Origin of the sequence: Enterococcus sp. 5H (assembly GCF_028128615.1) — a bacterium.
Taxonomy (GTDB): Bacteria; Bacillota; Bacilli; order Lactobacillales; family Enterococcaceae; genus Enterococcus_L.
Map to the genome: position 1 here is coordinate 1 of NZ_AMDP01000033.1, position 15,311 is coordinate 15,311.

The window sequence follows — 15,311 nt, forward strand, 5'->3', positions numbered from 1 at the left end:
TGTTTAACGCAACTGAAAAGTGCACCACGTGATGATTGAAAACTGCACCAGTTAGTTTAACCAATTTTTTGTATCTTCCACACGGAAAGATTTCCCGCTTAAATCTAAAACGTGTGCCCGATGGGCAATTCGATCTACCATAGCTGCAGTAAGCATAGGATCCTTAAATACTTCTTCCCAACGGTCAAATGATAAATTTGTTGTAATAATCATTGAACCCGTTGATGTACGATTAGACAGTAAGTTAAAAAGAATTTCACTTCCTACTTGATCGAATGAAACATAGCCTAACTCGTCTAAGATGACTAAGTCATACTTACTAAATCTCCGTTTATAATAGGTCAGCTGGTTAGCGCTCATGGCTTCCTTTAACTCAACGACGAGATTAGGAATATTCGTGAACAAGACACTTTTTCCTGTCAAACATGCTTCCATACCAATGGTTGTTGCTAAATGAGTTTTACCAACTCCTGGATTACCCAATAAAATGAGATTTTCTTTTTTATCAATGAATTGAAGCTGCTGAAGCTCCTTGATTTGTTTTCTTAGTTTTGATGATAAATGACTATCCAGATAGTCATCAAACGTTACTTTTTGAGGTAATTTTGCTTGCCGAATCAATGTATGAATACGATTGTTTTTCCTTCGTTCGACTTCTAACGATAAAAGCTGACTTAGAAACTCTTCGTATCCTTGATTTAATGTAGTTGCTTCTTGAATCAGACGTTCATAATTTTCTTTGATATAGGAGAGCTTCAGCTGTTTCGCGTGTTCTTTAATCACAATCAGATCACCTCACTTACTTGATGAAGTCGGTTGTATTCTCTTAATTGATTTCGGGCTTCATTGACTGCTTTAGTTGCTGGCTTAGGAGTAAAGACCTCATGGTCTTTTATCGCCTGTTCGTCTAAATAGGTAACCAATTCATCAATGGGCAGTTTTTGCTTCTCTTCAATCAGCTGTATAAATCGTTTCGGTCGTTGTTTATAAAACTGTAAGAAACAACGCCTTAGTCTCGGTAGCTTTGCTAATACCAGTGAATGTTCAATGGCTCCTGGCTTTCTTTTTAGCGTATAAAGATAATGCCGCATTTCAACCTGATAGTTATCTCGGCCACTCAGACGAGCATGGGAAGCCACTATTTGGCCATTTCTTACTACCTTTAATTCATTGAGATATAGTTTGGCAGTTACTAGTTCTCCAACTAAATAATCCGGGATTGAGTAAAAGTTATTCTTAACATGGATAAAACTGTATTTATCAACCTTTTGATTCGTTGTAATGGCATAATCATAATCTGAAACCAACGGTTTCAACTGGGACTTTTCAGTTTCTATAGAGACTTTTTGATTCAACTTTGTTAGTGCATCAGTTAAATATTCCTGTGCATGTGCCATGCTGGCAAACTCATAGATTTTGGTGAAGGCACGATCTCGTATGACTTGAACACTTTTTTCAACGTGACCTTTCTCATTGCCACTGTACGTATTGGTGACGACCGGCTCAAATCCATAAAATAGAGAGAGTTTCAAGAGTTCCTCATTTAATTCTTTTTCATGTTTTCCAACAAATTTTTGAATAACATTTCGCATATTATCGTAGACAACGGTGGAATAAACACCCTGAACTTCTTTAAAAAACTGGATATGTGCATCAACGAAAACTTGTTGATTGGAAGAGGTATAAAGCCTTCCCCAGCGATAACCTGTGGCAGGAGAAGAAAATACTGCTAAGTAGTAAGTATATTTTTCTCCCTTAATCAAGCATTTTACTTCGCCAAAATCAAATTCAATCCGGTAACCCAATGGATATATCTGTTTAACAAACGCTTCCCGTTGTTTCTGAAGCTTTTTTCTAACATAGGGACGTATTGTACTTTCTGCAATATCAAATCCTTCAGCCACAAGGATCTCATGAATGCTTTTTGTTGTTAATTTTTGCTTATGCCTACCTAGTTTCTTCGTTTTTTCACTATCGAAGGCTAGAAGTTCATCGATTCGTTTGTCCATTTTTTCTGTGTATTTTCTAGGACTTCTATTGGCTGAATTATAGGTGGGTTTCGCTGTGAGCGCTTCTTTTTTCATTGGATCCGTAGGATCAAGTGTAATCTGCTCTTTCGTTTCAATGTATTCTTCCCAGTACTTCGCAACTGTACGGCGATTCATGTGTAATTCTTTTGCGACAGATCGTTGAGAACGACCACTTTCAAGAAGACGTATGATGGTACATTTATCCATTAAATTTTTCACTCCTGAACCTCCAATAAAAAAACAAGTTGTTCTTCTATTGTGAGTTATTAGTGGTGTACTTTTCAACCATCATCGCTGTAAAAAGTGGTGCACTTTTAAATTAGCATAAACAATCGTGCCTTTAAAGAAAAAATGAGTCGCTATGAAGCCTTATTGAGTTCAGGATACAAGGTCAAAAATTACGAGGATCATGTGGTCTTTGAAGAACCAATCGGCTATTATATTCCGTTATTTGTGGCGAGTGATCGAATTCGACCAGAGTTGATTGTGGAGAAATTACTACGCTATAAGGAAGAAACAGCGACGAATCCAAATAGTATCTATCAAACACAGTCGGTACTCGTGACGTCACAATCGGCGTTAAGTACCGATTGTTTTGGTGAAGTCTTTACGAATGTATCGCTGGAAGATCCAACAACCAAAATTAAGCTATTAAACCAATAAACAGCTAAAAAAATGATCGAAAGGAGTGTGTCCAATGAAGAAATTGCCGTTTTTTCAGGGCATTGAAAAGAAAGAAAAACCAACAAAAAATACGCTCCCCACCGCTTGGCTTTCACGCGTGATCTCGTTTGGCATTTGGGTGTTTTTATTGATTTTGTTGGGAAGTTCTGTCTTATTCTTAGTTCGGTTTGGTTCGATTACCCAAACGAATGAGGTGCTGACGAAGAAATTAAGTGCATTAGAAAAGAAGACGGAACAACTGCAGCTAACGAACCAACAATCAGATAACTTAGATGTCTTTGGTCGTTATTTTATTCAAAGCTATTACACGACTGACGTGAAACAAGATGTCTACCAAAAAACAGTGGAGCCATACTTCAGTAAAGGGATAGAAGTCCCAAATGTAGGGGATGGCAAACGAAAGAAACAAATCAAAAGTATTCAATTGTGGGCAAAAGAATGGGACGGGAAGACGTATCATTGTACGTATTTGGTTCACTATTCAGTGGACGATGGGAGTCGTTCTGAATTGATTCATTTTCAAGTCGGAGAAGAAGACGGAGCCTATGGGGTTGTCTCGTACCCGTATATTGAACAAGTCAGTGAATTTAAAACGACGGCTATTCCCAAGATTGCCCAACAAAAACCAGATAAGGTTGATCCAGCTAACGAAGAAACACAAAAAGCTATCAAACAATGGTTAAACGAGACATTCTTTCCACGGTACATGGAATCAACGAATCTAGATGATGTGTCGTATATGATGACAACCCCTGTGCTTTTAGGAAGTCTTCAACTCTATGATGGCATTGATCAGCTTCAAGTGTATCCTGCAAAAAGTGAGTGGGACGTCTATGTGACGATTCGTGTCATTGATCGTGTGACAAACGCACGTAGTAAACAAGAATATAGTCTACGTTTGGCTAAAAAAGAAGACAAATATGTTGTAGAGGCATTAAGCCATACATTAGGAGGAACCATGAATGATGAAGAACCAACAAATGAACCAAGCACGAAGTAAACGACCATTTTGGTCTTTTGTATTGAACTGGAAGACAAAGGCAGTTACGGCCGTTTTATTAGTTTGTTGCCAGCTACAAGTTGCCCATGCAGAAGGAGGTACTACTGATCTACCAACAGGAGACTGGCTCACGGACTGGATTATGACCCTTGCGAAAAATGCCTTTGTCGTACTCCTTGCCTATCAAGCAGTCAAAGCTTTTGGGAAGAAAGCATGGGTTCAATTTGTGACGCTGTTTGTGGCAGGGGCCATTGCCGCATTTTTCATTTACTTCCCAACAGAAGCCGTCGAGTTACTGAAGAAATTCGGTGGGAAGATCGGTGACTAGCCATGAGAAAGAGTTTCAACTTTCGCAATGTGTTTAAAAAGCCCATTATGATTCCAGAATTTGATTTTTGGAAACCAAATCAACCCATTCCGTTACGGCGACTATTGATCGCTTTTCCGTTATTTGGACTGTTTTGGCTCATTAAAGTTGTGTTGTTAACGCCCTTATTTTGGGCGTTATTTTCAAATACAACGGTCAGTGTCTTGTATTATGCCGGAATGATCTATTATTTTAGCGGTCTATTAACGGAAGAACATGATTATTTTGAAGATAAAAATGTCTATCTCTTTATAAAAGACTATTGGTACTACCAGTGGAAGATCCGAAAAAAACGACGTGTGTATGCCATGGATGAACCTGTCACAGGACTGGAAAAAAATATTCGATTCAAAAAAACTATTTTGTAGAAAGGAGTCACTTATGGCTATAGAAACACCAATGAAAGAACTACGGGACAACCTATTATTTACCAAAAATGGGCAGTGTTGGGCCTATTATACGATTACCCCTGATTATATTCATGAAGGCAATCAAGAAGCGAGAGACGATCACCGAGAGCGCTTAGAGCGCGCCTATTTGGATTTATCAAAGTACACGGATGTTCACTTTCAATTACTCCCATCAGATATGCGTTTAGAGGAACGATTTGCGGAACTGGAGAAAGACTTTGATCCAGAGCTGCTTGATGTTGGTCGTACGTATAACCAACGAACCATGGATATTTTAGTCGATGAATTAGGCACAGTAACCGAAAATACTTTCTTGATTGGCGTCCGGATCCCCACTGTTTTACTTGGAAGTGAAGCAACGGTTCGTCAAATTTTTGCGCAGTCGATTGGCACGGTCAGTCATGCCGTTTTACAATGGCTGGGTTACCGCAAGGCTATTTCAGATAGCGAGTACGAACTTTATGCCCAAGCAGAAGAGGACGTGCGTACGTATGTGCTGAAAATTGGCGGAAAATCGGTCTCAGAAGAATTATTGTATTACATGAACCGATTCCATTTTATCCGCGGGTTAACGCATACGTATGAAGAAGAAGTGAGCGATCGATCGAAAAATATTGCCGAACCCTTATTAGATACGGCAAGTGAACCAGGCTATATCCGGATTAACGATGATTTAGGAGAGAGCTATCTTACCTTTTTACCAATCACTCGCACACCGGATAGCTTAGAAGGATTGGAATTATTTTGGTTAGCACAAGAATTTTCATTTCCTGTAGAAGTCCAGTCTAAAGCCAAAAAGCGAAACAAAACACTGGCCATGAATAAAATCGGCAGCACCAAAAAGACTCTCAAACAAACGGATCAAGTCTTGTATAACAATGACGATACCGACGAGGACTTATTGGATGGGTTAGAGCAGTTGAATGATTTGAGCTTTGGTATTCAAAACCGCAATCACCCGCTATACGACTGGATGGCGTGTTATGTGGTGACCGGAAAGACCAAAGAAGAGTGCGCCGAGTCCGTTAAACAAGTCAAGGAAACACTCAAAGAGAACGATTGTCGCTGTGTACAGCCACAAGGTGACCAGCTGGCCTTGTTCTATAAGTTTCTTCCTGGTCAAGCACTCAATCCAGTGGAACCGAAATGGCTTCATTCGAGCACCCATAAAGGGTTATCTGAGCTACAGTTCGGGTTATCGCAAAAACTAGGCACCAATATTGGCCCATACATTGGGCGTATTTCTTTTGCGGATTCTTTTGACGTGATGGAGGCCATTCAAAGTAGCCGCTTTATGGTGTTAATCCATGCGTTTCTAGCCAACGAAGGCGTTGCAGGGTCTTCTACCGAAAGTCCGCATATTTATTTTTCAGGGGCAACAGGGCAAGGGAAATCCTTCTTAATGAAACTCTTTGGCTTTTATTTGATGTTTTTAAAAGGCCAGGTTTTAATGACCGATCCTAAAACAGAAGTCAAGGAATGGTTTGAACTAGCCCGACAAGATCCGGCTGTACAACAATATTATCCGGAGTTTGAACGTCTCATGGAACAGCTGACCTATATTACCTTGGATCCCGATGATCCAGATAATCATGGCGTATTGGATCCATTAAACTTCTTAAATGGCAGTAAAGCCAAAGATGCTATATTGACCATGATGGACCAGTTATTTCCAAAAGTACCATTGGCGGTGGAAAATGAGATGCGCCGTCAATTAGCGACTGTATTAACTCTGAAGAAAAAAGGGCATGCCGTCGGTTTACAACACTTAGTAGACGGATTGGCCCAACATGAGGATCCAGCTATTAAAGAATATGGAGAGAACATGCGACTGACAATTGAGGATTCAATCCTGCAGCTAGTCTTTTCAGATGGCCGATCAAAAGGCTTGAATGTAGATAATAAATTTACGGTTCTTCAGATCCAAGGCCTGGATTTACCCGATCAAGACGAGGCACCGGAAGACTGGACAGAAAGTGACCGTAAAGCGGTCGCAATTATGGGACCACTGACGCATTTCTGTCGATATTTTGGTATGCGTGACAAACACAAAAATACCACGGTGATCTTCGATGAGGCGTGGGTTTTGACAAAAGCACGAGGCGGTAAAAAGTTAGTCAAGGGCTTGCGTCGTGTAGGTCGTTCCTTTAAAAATCAGTTATTACTGGTATCTCAAAGTGTGAGTGACGGATCGAATGAAGACGATATCGGAAACTTTGGGTTGTGTTTTGCCTTTGATGAACCAGCCGAACGTCCGGCCATTCTTGCCCATATGGGCTTAGATCACACACCGGAGAATATCAGCTTATTAGCGGGATTAAAAAAAGGCCAGTGTTTGTTTAAAGATATGTATGATCGCGTGGGTGTTTTGAGTGTAGATTGTCTCTTTCCAGAATGGGCGCTTGCGTTTAAAACGTCGAATAAGAGCCATTCGGCAGAAGTGGAAAGGAAGTACGACCAATGAAGACAAAACTGAACAAACAAGGCGTTTGGCTCGCGTTCAGTTTCCTGTTATTGATTGGTTTTCTAGGAGTTCTATCTTCTTCCAACAGTCAAGCGTTGGAATGGGGACTAGACGAAGACGCAGACAAAGACCAAATAAATGAAATCATGGAAGACGTGTATCGAAAAAAATCAGGTCGAGACGAAATCCCCCCAGAGGAATATAAGAAACAAACAGTCAAGCAAGGCGGAATTGTTCTCAAAAACAAGGAGTATCCCTTGGAACATTATGAAGGACTGTCCACTGCTGGGGGCTTAGATTTAGGTAAGACCAATTTGATTGGCTTCAGTAATTCCTTGTTTTGGCTTAGTAAATTTGTGTACCAGGGAATCGATCATGGGTTGACATTGATGAGCGGTCAAACCATTTTAGATGATTGGGTTGATACGACACTCTCTCTGGCCAAAGGCCTATGGGATCAAGCCGTACTGGAATATTTACTCCCTATGATGGTTGTCATGGCCTTTGTGTTGTTATGGCAATTAGTTGCAGAGTTAAACCTGTTAAAAGGTTTAAAGACGATCGCTGTGTTTGTCGGTGTTTTTGTCTTAGCGTCGTTTTTCTTCCAGTATGGCGGGACAGTCATTAAAGGCGTGAATGCCAGTAATGATTCGATTCAGAGTTCCATTCTAGCGGTAGGGACAACGTTAACAGGGGATTATGAAGAGATTCCAGAAGATCAGACCAAAGAAGGGGTAACAGCGATTATTCGCAACACCTATTTCAATTTGGCGGTGTATCGTCCGTACTTACTGATGAATTATGGGACAACGGACGCGGAAAAGTTAACCAAAGACGAGCCAGAGCGCTTGGATAACCTGTTGAAGCGAAGCCGTATTTCCCTGTATTCAGACGGGTTGAAAGCCGCGGTAAAAGAAGAAGCAGGAGAAGGCAACAATGATTATATGAGCGACTCAGATGTGGGAGTCAATTCAAAATTTGGGATGAGTCTCGGGAGTTTAGTCTTGGCATTAGGTGTGGGCATACCACTGCTCGTACTTGCATTGGCGAATTTCTTAGTCCAAATGATGGTCTTAGCCTGTGTCCTGGTTTTAGGCATTAGCTTTTTTGTGAGTTTGATTCCGAAGTTTCGCAAGAGCTTTGTCAAGCCGCTAGTGAAAGGAGTGGGGCTGATTTTATCCCAAGCCTTTTTGGTGGTTTTTCTCCTATTTGTGTTATTAATCATAACCATTTTAGATAGCGTGATTCCACCGACCACAAGTGGTGGGTTTCTTGTCAACAGCTTATTTTTGGCCTTTATTTTATGGTTCCTATTAAAAAAACGAGATGAGATTGTCTCGATGATTACCGGCGGTCGCGTTCAGCTTCAGACAAACCAGTCGAACCAGGTCTTTCAAGGTGCGCAGCGTTGGGTACGGCATAGAGGACTGCGGCGAGCCTTCCAACGTGGGCAACAACCAAACTCTTCAGGAAATGAGCCCAAAGAGGAACAACCAAGACAAGCACCGAAGACACCCCCTCGGTATCGCGTGGTTAGTCCCCGATCACAGAAACGATCGTTACAGCCTACGACCGATCTGTCAACGGTAGCGCCTAATCGAGAAGTGGGCGCACCGAACGGTCAGCGGCGAATCGGGCAATCCAAACGAAGCCAAGCGCCGATTGGGAAACGTCCAGTGACACAGAAATCAACTAGACCACTGTCACCGATGCGAACCATTCCGGTGCAGAAGAAACGTCCACTAGTGCCGCACGCGCCAAGTGGAGCGAATCAATCACCGTCAAGGCGAATGAAACGACCGGAGGAACAAAAACCGTCTCTGAAGAAACCTGAACCACCAACAAAAACACCGAGGCACCCAAGTCGGCAATTACCACCCAAACCGACAACGCCACCACAGGCACCCAATACACCAACGCCAGCAATACCAAAAATGAGCGCACCGAAGCCTGTTCAGTCACCTGATGCGCCCATAATCAAACGTCGGCCCACTCGGAATGAGCGGAGGCAATAACTGATGATCCGGCGAGCAAAGCGGAAAATGATCTGGTGGTGTGTTGGAATAGGTGGGAGTTATTTAGTCATTGTCTTTCTTTTTGTGGGGTTATTAGGTGGTCTATCAACAGGAGATTCCGTTCATGCGCCACTGGAAATCACATCAGAGAATACGAACTTGTCGCCAGAGGTATTGCAGTATCAACCACTAGTTGAGAAGTACGCCAAAGAAGCGGGAATCCCTGAAGAGGTTCCCGTTCTGTTGGCGATTATGATGGTCGAATCAGGCGGACGTGCAGTCGATGTCTTTCAAAGTAGTGAGAGCTTAGGCTTACCGGTGAATACATTAGACACGGAAGGAAGTATTAAACAAGGCGTGCAGCATTATAAAAATTGTCTGGACGCAGCGAAAGCTTTGGGCAATGATCAATGGACGGCGATCGCTGCGTATAACTTTGGTGGAAATTACAACAATTTTATCGCCCAGCATGGTCATGTCCATTCAACCAAATTGGCAGATACGTATAGTCGAACAGTTGTGGCCCCGTCTTTAGGGAATACGGCAGGTATTACGTATCCTTATCCAAACCCTGTAGCAATTCCCTATAACGGTGGGTATTTATATTTAAACGGTGGGAATTTCTTTTATCCGGATCTGGTCAAACAATACTTGGTTCAGTCAACAAGTGGAGGGCAAACGTCAGCCACTACAGCGACCGGCTGGAAGAAAAAGGCACTTGAATTGGCTCAACAAGATGTAGGGAAGACCTTTCCAACAGGTTGGGGGCAGCGAGGTGAGTGTATTGTGGCCGTCCAAGGGTGGATCAATGGCGCAAAAGGAGGGACATTTATTCCAGGAGGCGTTCGCACAGGTTACGTTCAATCAGGAGCAACTGAAGTTCCATGGTCACAAGCAAAAGCAGGCGATGTGATTCAGTATGAAAATACCGGCTCACCTGATTTATTCGCCACAGGTGTCCATACGATGCTCGTTGAAAGTACGAATAGCGATGGAACGGTTAATGTTATCGAAAGTAATAACCCTGGAGGGTCAGGATTCGTTGATAAACGTAGCAATGTGAGCAATTCGGCACCTGCCGGGTGGCGCAGCGTGGTCTGGCGCTTTCAAGATTAGGAAGGAAGAACAACATGAAACAATATGTATGGGTGGCAGTTTTACTCGTTGCTGGGATTGGCCTTGTTTTAAATCGGCAACAAAAAGATCCAGCGAAAGCAACCGTTGAAACGTCGGTTCAATCAGAACGTACGACGGAAACAGAAACACAAGTGACACAATCAAAAGAAACCAATGAAGACGAGGGCAAGACAGCAGCAGCTTATCGATCAGCCAATGAAGCTTTTCTAAAAGCCTATTTCACTTATGTTAGCTATCAAGGACGGAAAGAAGCCGTGGAATCATTACTGACAGACTCCGCAAAAGAAGCACTGCAGCTGTCGATATTCGATCCGAATGAACACGTCCGTTCAGCGGTGTTTAAGATCCAAAGTTTTTACCAACAAGAGGCACCGGAAACGGTGGTATCTTTAAATGAAATTCAGTACAGCAGCACAATGAATGAGATTGAAAGTAAGTTGAGTGTGGTGTACCAGCTTACGCTGGTAAAGGAAAATCAAGTCTGGAAGATTGATCAGGTACAATTTATCGGTAGTCGGACAGTGTAGGAAAGGGAAAAATAGATGGAGAATAAGAAGAAACAAATCTGGCGTAAGTATGGCATGAGCTATCAGGAAGCCCTGGACATTATGCGAGAGGTTGGGTACCAATTAACCGTTACCAAACAAGGAAATGACGTACTTACACCGCCAAATCAGACATATCCAAGAGAAACAAACAAAACGGCTATTCTTGTATGGAAAACAATAAATAACTAAGACTAGAGATGTCCTTAGTCTTATCTCATTATTTTGGAAGGAGAACGGATGTGATAATAAATATTATAGGTGCTTTAGCAAATCTAACGAGTTTAATTTTATGGCTCCCACAGGCTAAAATAACCTGGAATAATCGAAATAACAAGCAGGCTCTATCAGGGATCAGTATTTGGACGCAACTAATTGTATCGATCAATACAGTTATGTGGTGTGTTTATGGTGTCATGATAGATAACGTTTGGTTACCAATTGGAACCATCATGATTTTACCACTAGCTGTCATGACGATTGTTTTGAAAATGCGACTCAATAGAAATGATAGTGACCAAAAACGGGTTAGAAATCAATAGTATTGTCTGTTAATGGAACGAATAAAGGATAAGTAAATAAGGCTAGGAATGATCCTAGCCTTACCCCACTGTCTCTTCAAATCTACTCAACTCAAAGAAACTCCTATATTATACCACAAGGAGGAGAAAGAGTTGAGTCTTTTTGAAGTAGAAGCTTATCAACGTCCTTCATTCGATACAATTAATTGGAAAGAAACAAAGACTGCGGTAGGAATCTTTTTAGTGCAATATAAAATTGCACGAGAACGCGTGGGTTTACCAGTATTTCCAAAACGAACGGGTACATATCATTTACTTAATGAAGAACAAAAGCGCATTGCTACGTCCATAGAATTAGCGGAGGTAGAACCATACCAAAAAGAATTTTTACGCTTCAACCAGTTATTTATACTCGGCTATTCAGCGATTATGCACCCGTATAAATCTGATGTCACTGACCGAAGGCGAACGGTCTTTATGTTGCGCTATGTTTATGGGTTATCCATAGAGGCAATAAGTGAGCAGATTTATTATCAAAAAAATTGTATCATTGAAGATTCAAAAATTTCACTTATCGCTTTTGCGCAAGCCTTAAGTATTATTCAAACCAACGTTTAATCAACCTTTTGGTGGTTTTGTTCGTCAGACGCGTCAACCAGATCCTTCGTATACTTCAGGTATCAAGACTTGAATACAACCAGATTTAGATCTAAATCGAAGACGGAGGAACCAATGGAGACGAATATTATTTATAACGAAGATTGTTTAGAAGGAATGGACCGTTTACCGGACAAAAGTATCGATATGATTCTGTGTGACTTACCTTACGGCACAACTGCTGCACGTTGGGATACGGTATTACCATTTGACAAATTATGGACACAGTATTTGCGTGTCATAAAGGATCAAGGAGCAATTGTCCTATTTGGCGCAGAGCCGTTTTCAACGATGTTGCGCATGAGTAATCTGAAGCATTACAAATATGACTGGTACTGGCAAAAAAACACCGCGACAGGCTTTGCCTTTGCGAAATATCAACCGATGCGAAGTGTCGAGACCATTTCTGTTTTTTGTAAGGGAACCACCATTTATAACCCGCAAGGACTCAAAAAAAGAGACAAGCCGATAAAAAAAAGACGTGGGGAGAACAAAGGCGGTAGCCTTTATTCTGATACGCTAAGAAATAAAGACTATATCAGTCAATGGACAAACTATCCTAAAAATGTCTTAACCTTTAAGAAAGATAGTAAGGACGTGATCCACCCAACACAGAAACCCATTGCCTTATTAGAATACCTCATTAAAACGTATACACAGGAACAAGCAGTTGTTTTAGATAATTGTTCAGGCAGTGGCAGCACAGCTGTCGCTTGTCTAAACACCAATCGATACTTTATCGGATTTGAAACAGATCCCACGTATTACGTCGAATCGTTGAAGCGCATTGAATGGAACTAGCAATCTATCTTCCTGACAACATGAGCCAGTTTTTATAAAAACCAACTTTCTAACCACGTTTATACAGCATTAATCAGCCACGGGGCCAACTGATTAACCGTTACACTATGTCTATCAAGCGCTTGAAATACTTGAAACACATGTGGGAAAGAAACGAAATGAACGCTGTAAAAGAACAACAAGGAAGAAAATCAAACATACCCGTACTAACGACGACAATCAAAAAGAAAGACTCATTAACGTTTTTAGATTTATTTGCGGGTGTAGGCGGTTTTAGGTTTGGAATGGAACAAGCTGGTCATAAATGTCTTGGCTTTTGCGAAATTGACAAATTTGCACGACAAAGCTATAAAGCTATACATGAGACAACAGGAGAGGTGGAAATGCATGATATCACAACAGTTACAGATGAATTTATTAACGGAATCGGATCCGTCGACGTTTTGTGCGGAGGCTTTCCTTGCCAAGCTTTCAGCATTGCTGGAAAACGGAGAGGATTCGAGGATACGAGAGGGACTTTGTTCTTTGAAATCGCTCGGTTTGCTCGAATACTCAAACCCAAATACTTATTGCTTGAGAACGTCAAAGGCTTACTCAGCCACGAAAAAGGAGCTACCTTTGAGACGATCCTCCGAACGTTGGATGAATTGGGGTATGACTGCTCATGGCAATTGTTTAACTCTAAAGTATACGTACCGCAAAATCGAGAACGGGTTTACATTATCGGATGTCTTAGAGGATCAGATACCCGAACAGTTTTTCCTCTCGCCGGAGAAAACAGCGCAACTAATTGTCAATCAAGCCAAATAAAGTTAGCGGGTACCACCCATAAAAGAAATGATCTTTCAAGAAATCACAGAGAAAGAACCTATTATACCAATGGATTAATGGGTACATTGACAGCAACAGATTACAAGTCGCCGAAGCAAATTGTCGTAGGGAATGTTAATCCGTCAAATCGTGGCATGAATGGGACTGTCTTTCATTCAGATGGGTTATCACCCACGATTACAACGAATAAAGGCGAGGGGAGTAAAATTGCGATTCCGATCTTAACGCCGGATCGTCTCCATAAGCGTCAGAATGGGCGACGGTTCAAAACAGATGGAGAGGACATGTTCACAGTAACCGCACAAGACAGGCACGGTATTATCGTCTCCGGACAGCTTCCTGGGAAGTATCGACAACGTGGGTGTGTGGTAAGTCCTGAAGGAATCTCACCAACCTTATTAACCATGCAAGGTGGGGGATTAGAACCGAAAATAGCTATAAAAAAAGATCACACAGCACGAACTGAAGAACTTAGAATACGAAAATTGACACCGCTAGAATGTTGGAGACTACAAGCCTTTCCTGATTGGGCTTTTCTTGCTGCAAAGTTTGGCAGCAAGAAAATTGCCTTAGATATCCTGGAGAAAGGATTGGATCATTATGACTGTATGTACGAGCAAAAACAATCGAATAGCCAACTATATAAACAAGCTGGAAATAGCGTGACTGTCGCAGTTGTCTATGAGATTGCAAAGCGATTGTAAGGATCTTAAGGAAAGAAAATCGAGTGTACCATAAAAAAAGTTTGAAATTATCGTATATTTATATTGACGTATATATAAATATACGATATGCTTGAAAAGTAATAACGAAAGGGGAATAAATTATGACAAAAACAGCACTAAGTTATCAAGTAGTAATCGATAAGAAAAAGGAAGAATTAGAACGGTTGAAACAGAATCGTAAGGAAATGAAAGACTTTCTAGAGCAAGCAAGTGAAGCAGGGGCAACGGATAAAGAAGCTGAGATCGCAGAAATCGTTCATTGGCACAATTTGATCGATGACCTTATCAGTGAAATGGATCAGGTCGAGACTGAAGAAACAAAATTACAGCTATACGTTGTTGAAGAAAAATATCCTGAAGACATTCAAGTCGAGATTTTTGAAACAGAAGCGTTAGCAGAAGCCCATTGTAAAGCTAAAATTGCTGGTATCACAGAAGAGCTGATTAACCAAGATTACTATTTTGAATTTGATCGAACACATAACACCTTCCGAATTGATTGTGACGAAAAAGAAGGGGAAGTTATCCTGAGCTATTACAAAAAAACGGCAACAAAAGAAAACTCTCGCCCTGCTGTAACAGGACAAGAGCAAGAAAGTAACAAAAACCAAGCGTAGGTAAGTTTGCTACCGTTAAAACTATAACAAATTTAATGGTAGCAAACAACTTTTGTTACCTTAGAAATGAGGTGCAAGTATGATCATTGATTTGAATTTAGTCAAGTTGTTAATCGAAAAGAAAGCTGAAGACGGAAATTACCTTTTTTCCGCGTACAAAATTGAAAAGGAGTCAGGATTCTCAAGAGATGTGTTGAGTAAGCTACGTAGTGGGAATAAGGATCTGAACAACATTACATTAGGAAAGATTATCGACTTGTCTAATTTTGCAGAAAAACACAAGAACGAATTATGAACAATCATTTAAAAAGAAAAATCATTATGAAGGAGTTTTAAAATGAATTTAAGAAAAAAACGAGCATTAGTATTTATTAGTTTACTTATTCAATTGTTGTTTACATTGTTTTCAGGGGCTATCGTGATGATAGGAATGCCTAACTGGCTTATGAATGTTGTCCTGTTAGGCATTCCTTACGGAATTTGGCTCATTCAACTATTTGTTGGGCG

Annotated in this window: 17 protein-coding genes; 15 read left to right on the forward strand and 2 right to left on the reverse strand. The window is 41.1% G+C overall.

Annotated elements, in window-relative coordinates; all coding sequences use genetic code 11:
- Positions 1-51: 51 nt before the first annotated feature.
- Together istB and istA are read right to left on the reverse strand one after the other, a co-directional pair.
- Complete coding sequence (istB, locus tag C240_RS11400) at positions 52-783, reverse strand: IS21-like element helper ATPase IstB (RefSeq protein ID WP_271495776.1); 732 nt, start codon at positions 781-783, stop codon at positions 52-54.
- Positions 784-785: 2 nt separating this feature from the next.
- Positions 786-2,237 carry an IS21 family transposase gene (gene istA, locus C240_RS11405; protein ID WP_271495778.1) on the reverse strand — a complete coding sequence of 484 codons (1,452 nt, stop codon included), beginning with the start codon at positions 2,235-2,237 and terminating at the stop codon, positions 786-788.
- A 144-nt stretch (positions 2,238-2,381) separates the two neighbouring features.
- On the opposite strand from istA, the gene C240_RS11410 reads away from it, so the two are divergent.
- The 15 genes from C240_RS11410 (at position 2,382) to C240_RS11480 (ending at position 15,099) form a co-directional block, all read left to right on the forward strand.
- Complete coding sequence (locus C240_RS11410; protein ID WP_271495780.1) at positions 2,382-2,693, forward strand: hypothetical protein; 312 nt, start codon at positions 2,382-2,384, stop codon at positions 2,691-2,693.
- A gap of 34 nt (positions 2,694-2,727) precedes the next feature.
- Positions 2,728-3,714, forward strand: a complete 987-nt coding sequence (locus C240_RS11415; protein WP_271495782.1) for a conjugal transfer protein — start codon at positions 2,728-2,730, stop codon at positions 3,712-3,714.
- Positions 3,677-4,042, forward strand: a complete 366-nt coding sequence (locus C240_RS11420; protein WP_271495784.1) for a TcpD family membrane protein — start codon at positions 3,677-3,679, stop codon at positions 4,040-4,042. The genes C240_RS11415 and C240_RS11420 overlap by 38 nt, the downstream gene beginning before the upstream one ends.
- A 2-nt stretch (positions 4,043-4,044) precedes the next feature.
- Entirely contained in the window at positions 4,045-4,449 is a 405-nt protein-coding gene (locus C240_RS11425; protein ID WP_271495786.1) for a hypothetical protein, read from the forward strand.
- A gap of 13 nt (positions 4,450-4,462) precedes the next feature.
- The gene (locus C240_RS11430) at positions 4,463-6,955 is read left to right on the forward strand and encodes an ATP-binding protein (RefSeq protein WP_271495788.1); all 2,493 of its coding nucleotides are present in this window, start codon (positions 4,463-4,465) and stop codon (positions 6,953-6,955) included.
- Positions 6,952-8,970 carry a CD3337/EF1877 family mobilome membrane protein gene (locus C240_RS11435; protein ID WP_271495790.1) on the forward strand — a complete coding sequence of 673 codons (2,019 nt, stop codon included), beginning with the start codon at positions 6,952-6,954 and terminating at the stop codon, positions 8,968-8,970. Before C240_RS11430 ends, C240_RS11435 begins: the two co-directional genes overlap by 4 nt.
- Positions 8,971-8,997: 27 nt before the next feature.
- Entirely contained in the window at positions 8,998-10,086 is a 1,089-nt protein-coding gene (locus C240_RS11440; protein ID WP_271495792.1) for a lysozyme family protein, read from the forward strand.
- 14 nt (positions 10,087-10,100) lie between these two features.
- Positions 10,101-10,634: a hypothetical protein gene (locus tag C240_RS11445; RefSeq protein WP_271495794.1), complete on the forward strand. Its 534-nt coding sequence runs from the start codon at positions 10,101-10,103 to the stop codon at positions 10,632-10,634.
- 15 nt (positions 10,635-10,649) lie between these two features.
- On the forward strand, positions 10,650-10,844 hold the full coding sequence (locus C240_RS11450) for a hypothetical protein (protein WP_271495796.1): 195 nt from the start codon (positions 10,650-10,652) through the stop codon (positions 10,842-10,844).
- Positions 10,845-10,894: 50 nt separating this feature from the next.
- Positions 10,895-11,194 (forward strand): hypothetical protein, encoded by a 300-nt coding sequence (locus tag C240_RS11455; protein ID WP_271495797.1) that lies wholly within the window; start codon positions 10,895-10,897, stop codon positions 11,192-11,194.
- Between the two features lie 132 nt (positions 11,195-11,326).
- Positions 11,327-11,791, forward strand: coding sequence for a transcriptional regulator (locus tag C240_RS11460; protein WP_271495799.1), 465 nt, complete (start codon positions 11,327-11,329; stop codon positions 11,789-11,791).
- Between the two features lie 114 nt (positions 11,792-11,905).
- A complete protein-coding gene (locus C240_RS11465) occupies positions 11,906-12,631 on the forward strand; it encodes a DNA-methyltransferase (RefSeq protein WP_271495801.1) in 726 nt (241 codons plus the stop codon).
- 284 nt (positions 12,632-12,915) lie between these two features.
- The gene (locus tag C240_RS11470) at positions 12,916-14,166 is read left to right on the forward strand and encodes a DNA cytosine methyltransferase (RefSeq protein ID WP_442896593.1); all 1,251 of its coding nucleotides are present in this window, start codon (positions 12,916-12,918) and stop codon (positions 14,164-14,166) included.
- A 122-nt stretch (positions 14,167-14,288) separates the two neighbouring features.
- Entirely contained in the window at positions 14,289-14,804 is a 516-nt protein-coding gene (locus C240_RS11475; protein WP_271495803.1) for a hypothetical protein, read from the forward strand.
- A 79-nt stretch (positions 14,805-14,883) separates the two neighbouring features.
- Positions 14,884-15,099 (forward strand): hypothetical protein, encoded by a 216-nt coding sequence (locus C240_RS11480; RefSeq protein WP_271495805.1) that lies wholly within the window; start codon positions 14,884-14,886, stop codon positions 15,097-15,099.
- Positions 15,100-15,311: the final 212 nt, after the last annotated feature.

Bases quoted from the DNA above. Each gene is read 5' to 3' on its own strand.
- istA (WP_271495778.1), bottom strand. From the start codon at position 2,237: ATGGATAAATGTACCATCATACGTCTTCTTGAAAGTGGTCGTTCTCAA.
- C240_RS11410 (WP_271495780.1), top strand. From the start codon at position 2,382: ATGAGTCGCTATGAAGCCTTATTGAGTTCAGGATACAAGGTCAAAAAT.
- C240_RS11415 (WP_271495782.1), top strand. From the start codon at position 2,728: ATGAAGAAATTGCCGTTTTTTCAGGGCATTGAAAAGAAAGAAAAACCA.
- C240_RS11420 (WP_271495784.1), top strand. From the start codon at position 3,677: ATGATGAAGAACCAACAAATGAACCAAGCACGAAGTAAACGACCATTT.
- C240_RS11425 (WP_271495786.1), top strand. From the start codon at position 4,045: ATGAGAAAGAGTTTCAACTTTCGCAATGTGTTTAAAAAGCCCATTATG.
- C240_RS11430 (WP_271495788.1), top strand. From the start codon at position 4,463: ATGGCTATAGAAACACCAATGAAAGAACTACGGGACAACCTATTATTT.
- C240_RS11435 (WP_271495790.1), top strand. From the start codon at position 6,952: ATGAAGACAAAACTGAACAAACAAGGCGTTTGGCTCGCGTTCAGTTTC.
- C240_RS11440 (WP_271495792.1), top strand. From the start codon at position 8,998: ATGATCTGGTGGTGTGTTGGAATAGGTGGGAGTTATTTAGTCATTGTC.
- C240_RS11445 (WP_271495794.1), top strand. From the start codon at position 10,101: ATGAAACAATATGTATGGGTGGCAGTTTTACTCGTTGCTGGGATTGGC.
- C240_RS11450 (WP_271495796.1), top strand. From the start codon at position 10,650: ATGGAGAATAAGAAGAAACAAATCTGGCGTAAGTATGGCATGAGCTAT.
- C240_RS11465 (WP_271495801.1), top strand. From the start codon at position 11,906: ATGGAGACGAATATTATTTATAACGAAGATTGTTTAGAAGGAATGGAC.
- C240_RS11470 (WP_442896593.1), top strand. From the start codon at position 12,916: ATGGAACAAGCTGGTCATAAATGTCTTGGCTTTTGCGAAATTGACAAA.
- C240_RS11475 (WP_271495803.1), top strand. From the start codon at position 14,289: ATGACAAAAACAGCACTAAGTTATCAAGTAGTAATCGATAAGAAAAAG.
- C240_RS11480 (WP_271495805.1), top strand. From the start codon at position 14,884: ATGATCATTGATTTGAATTTAGTCAAGTTGTTAATCGAAAAGAAAGCT.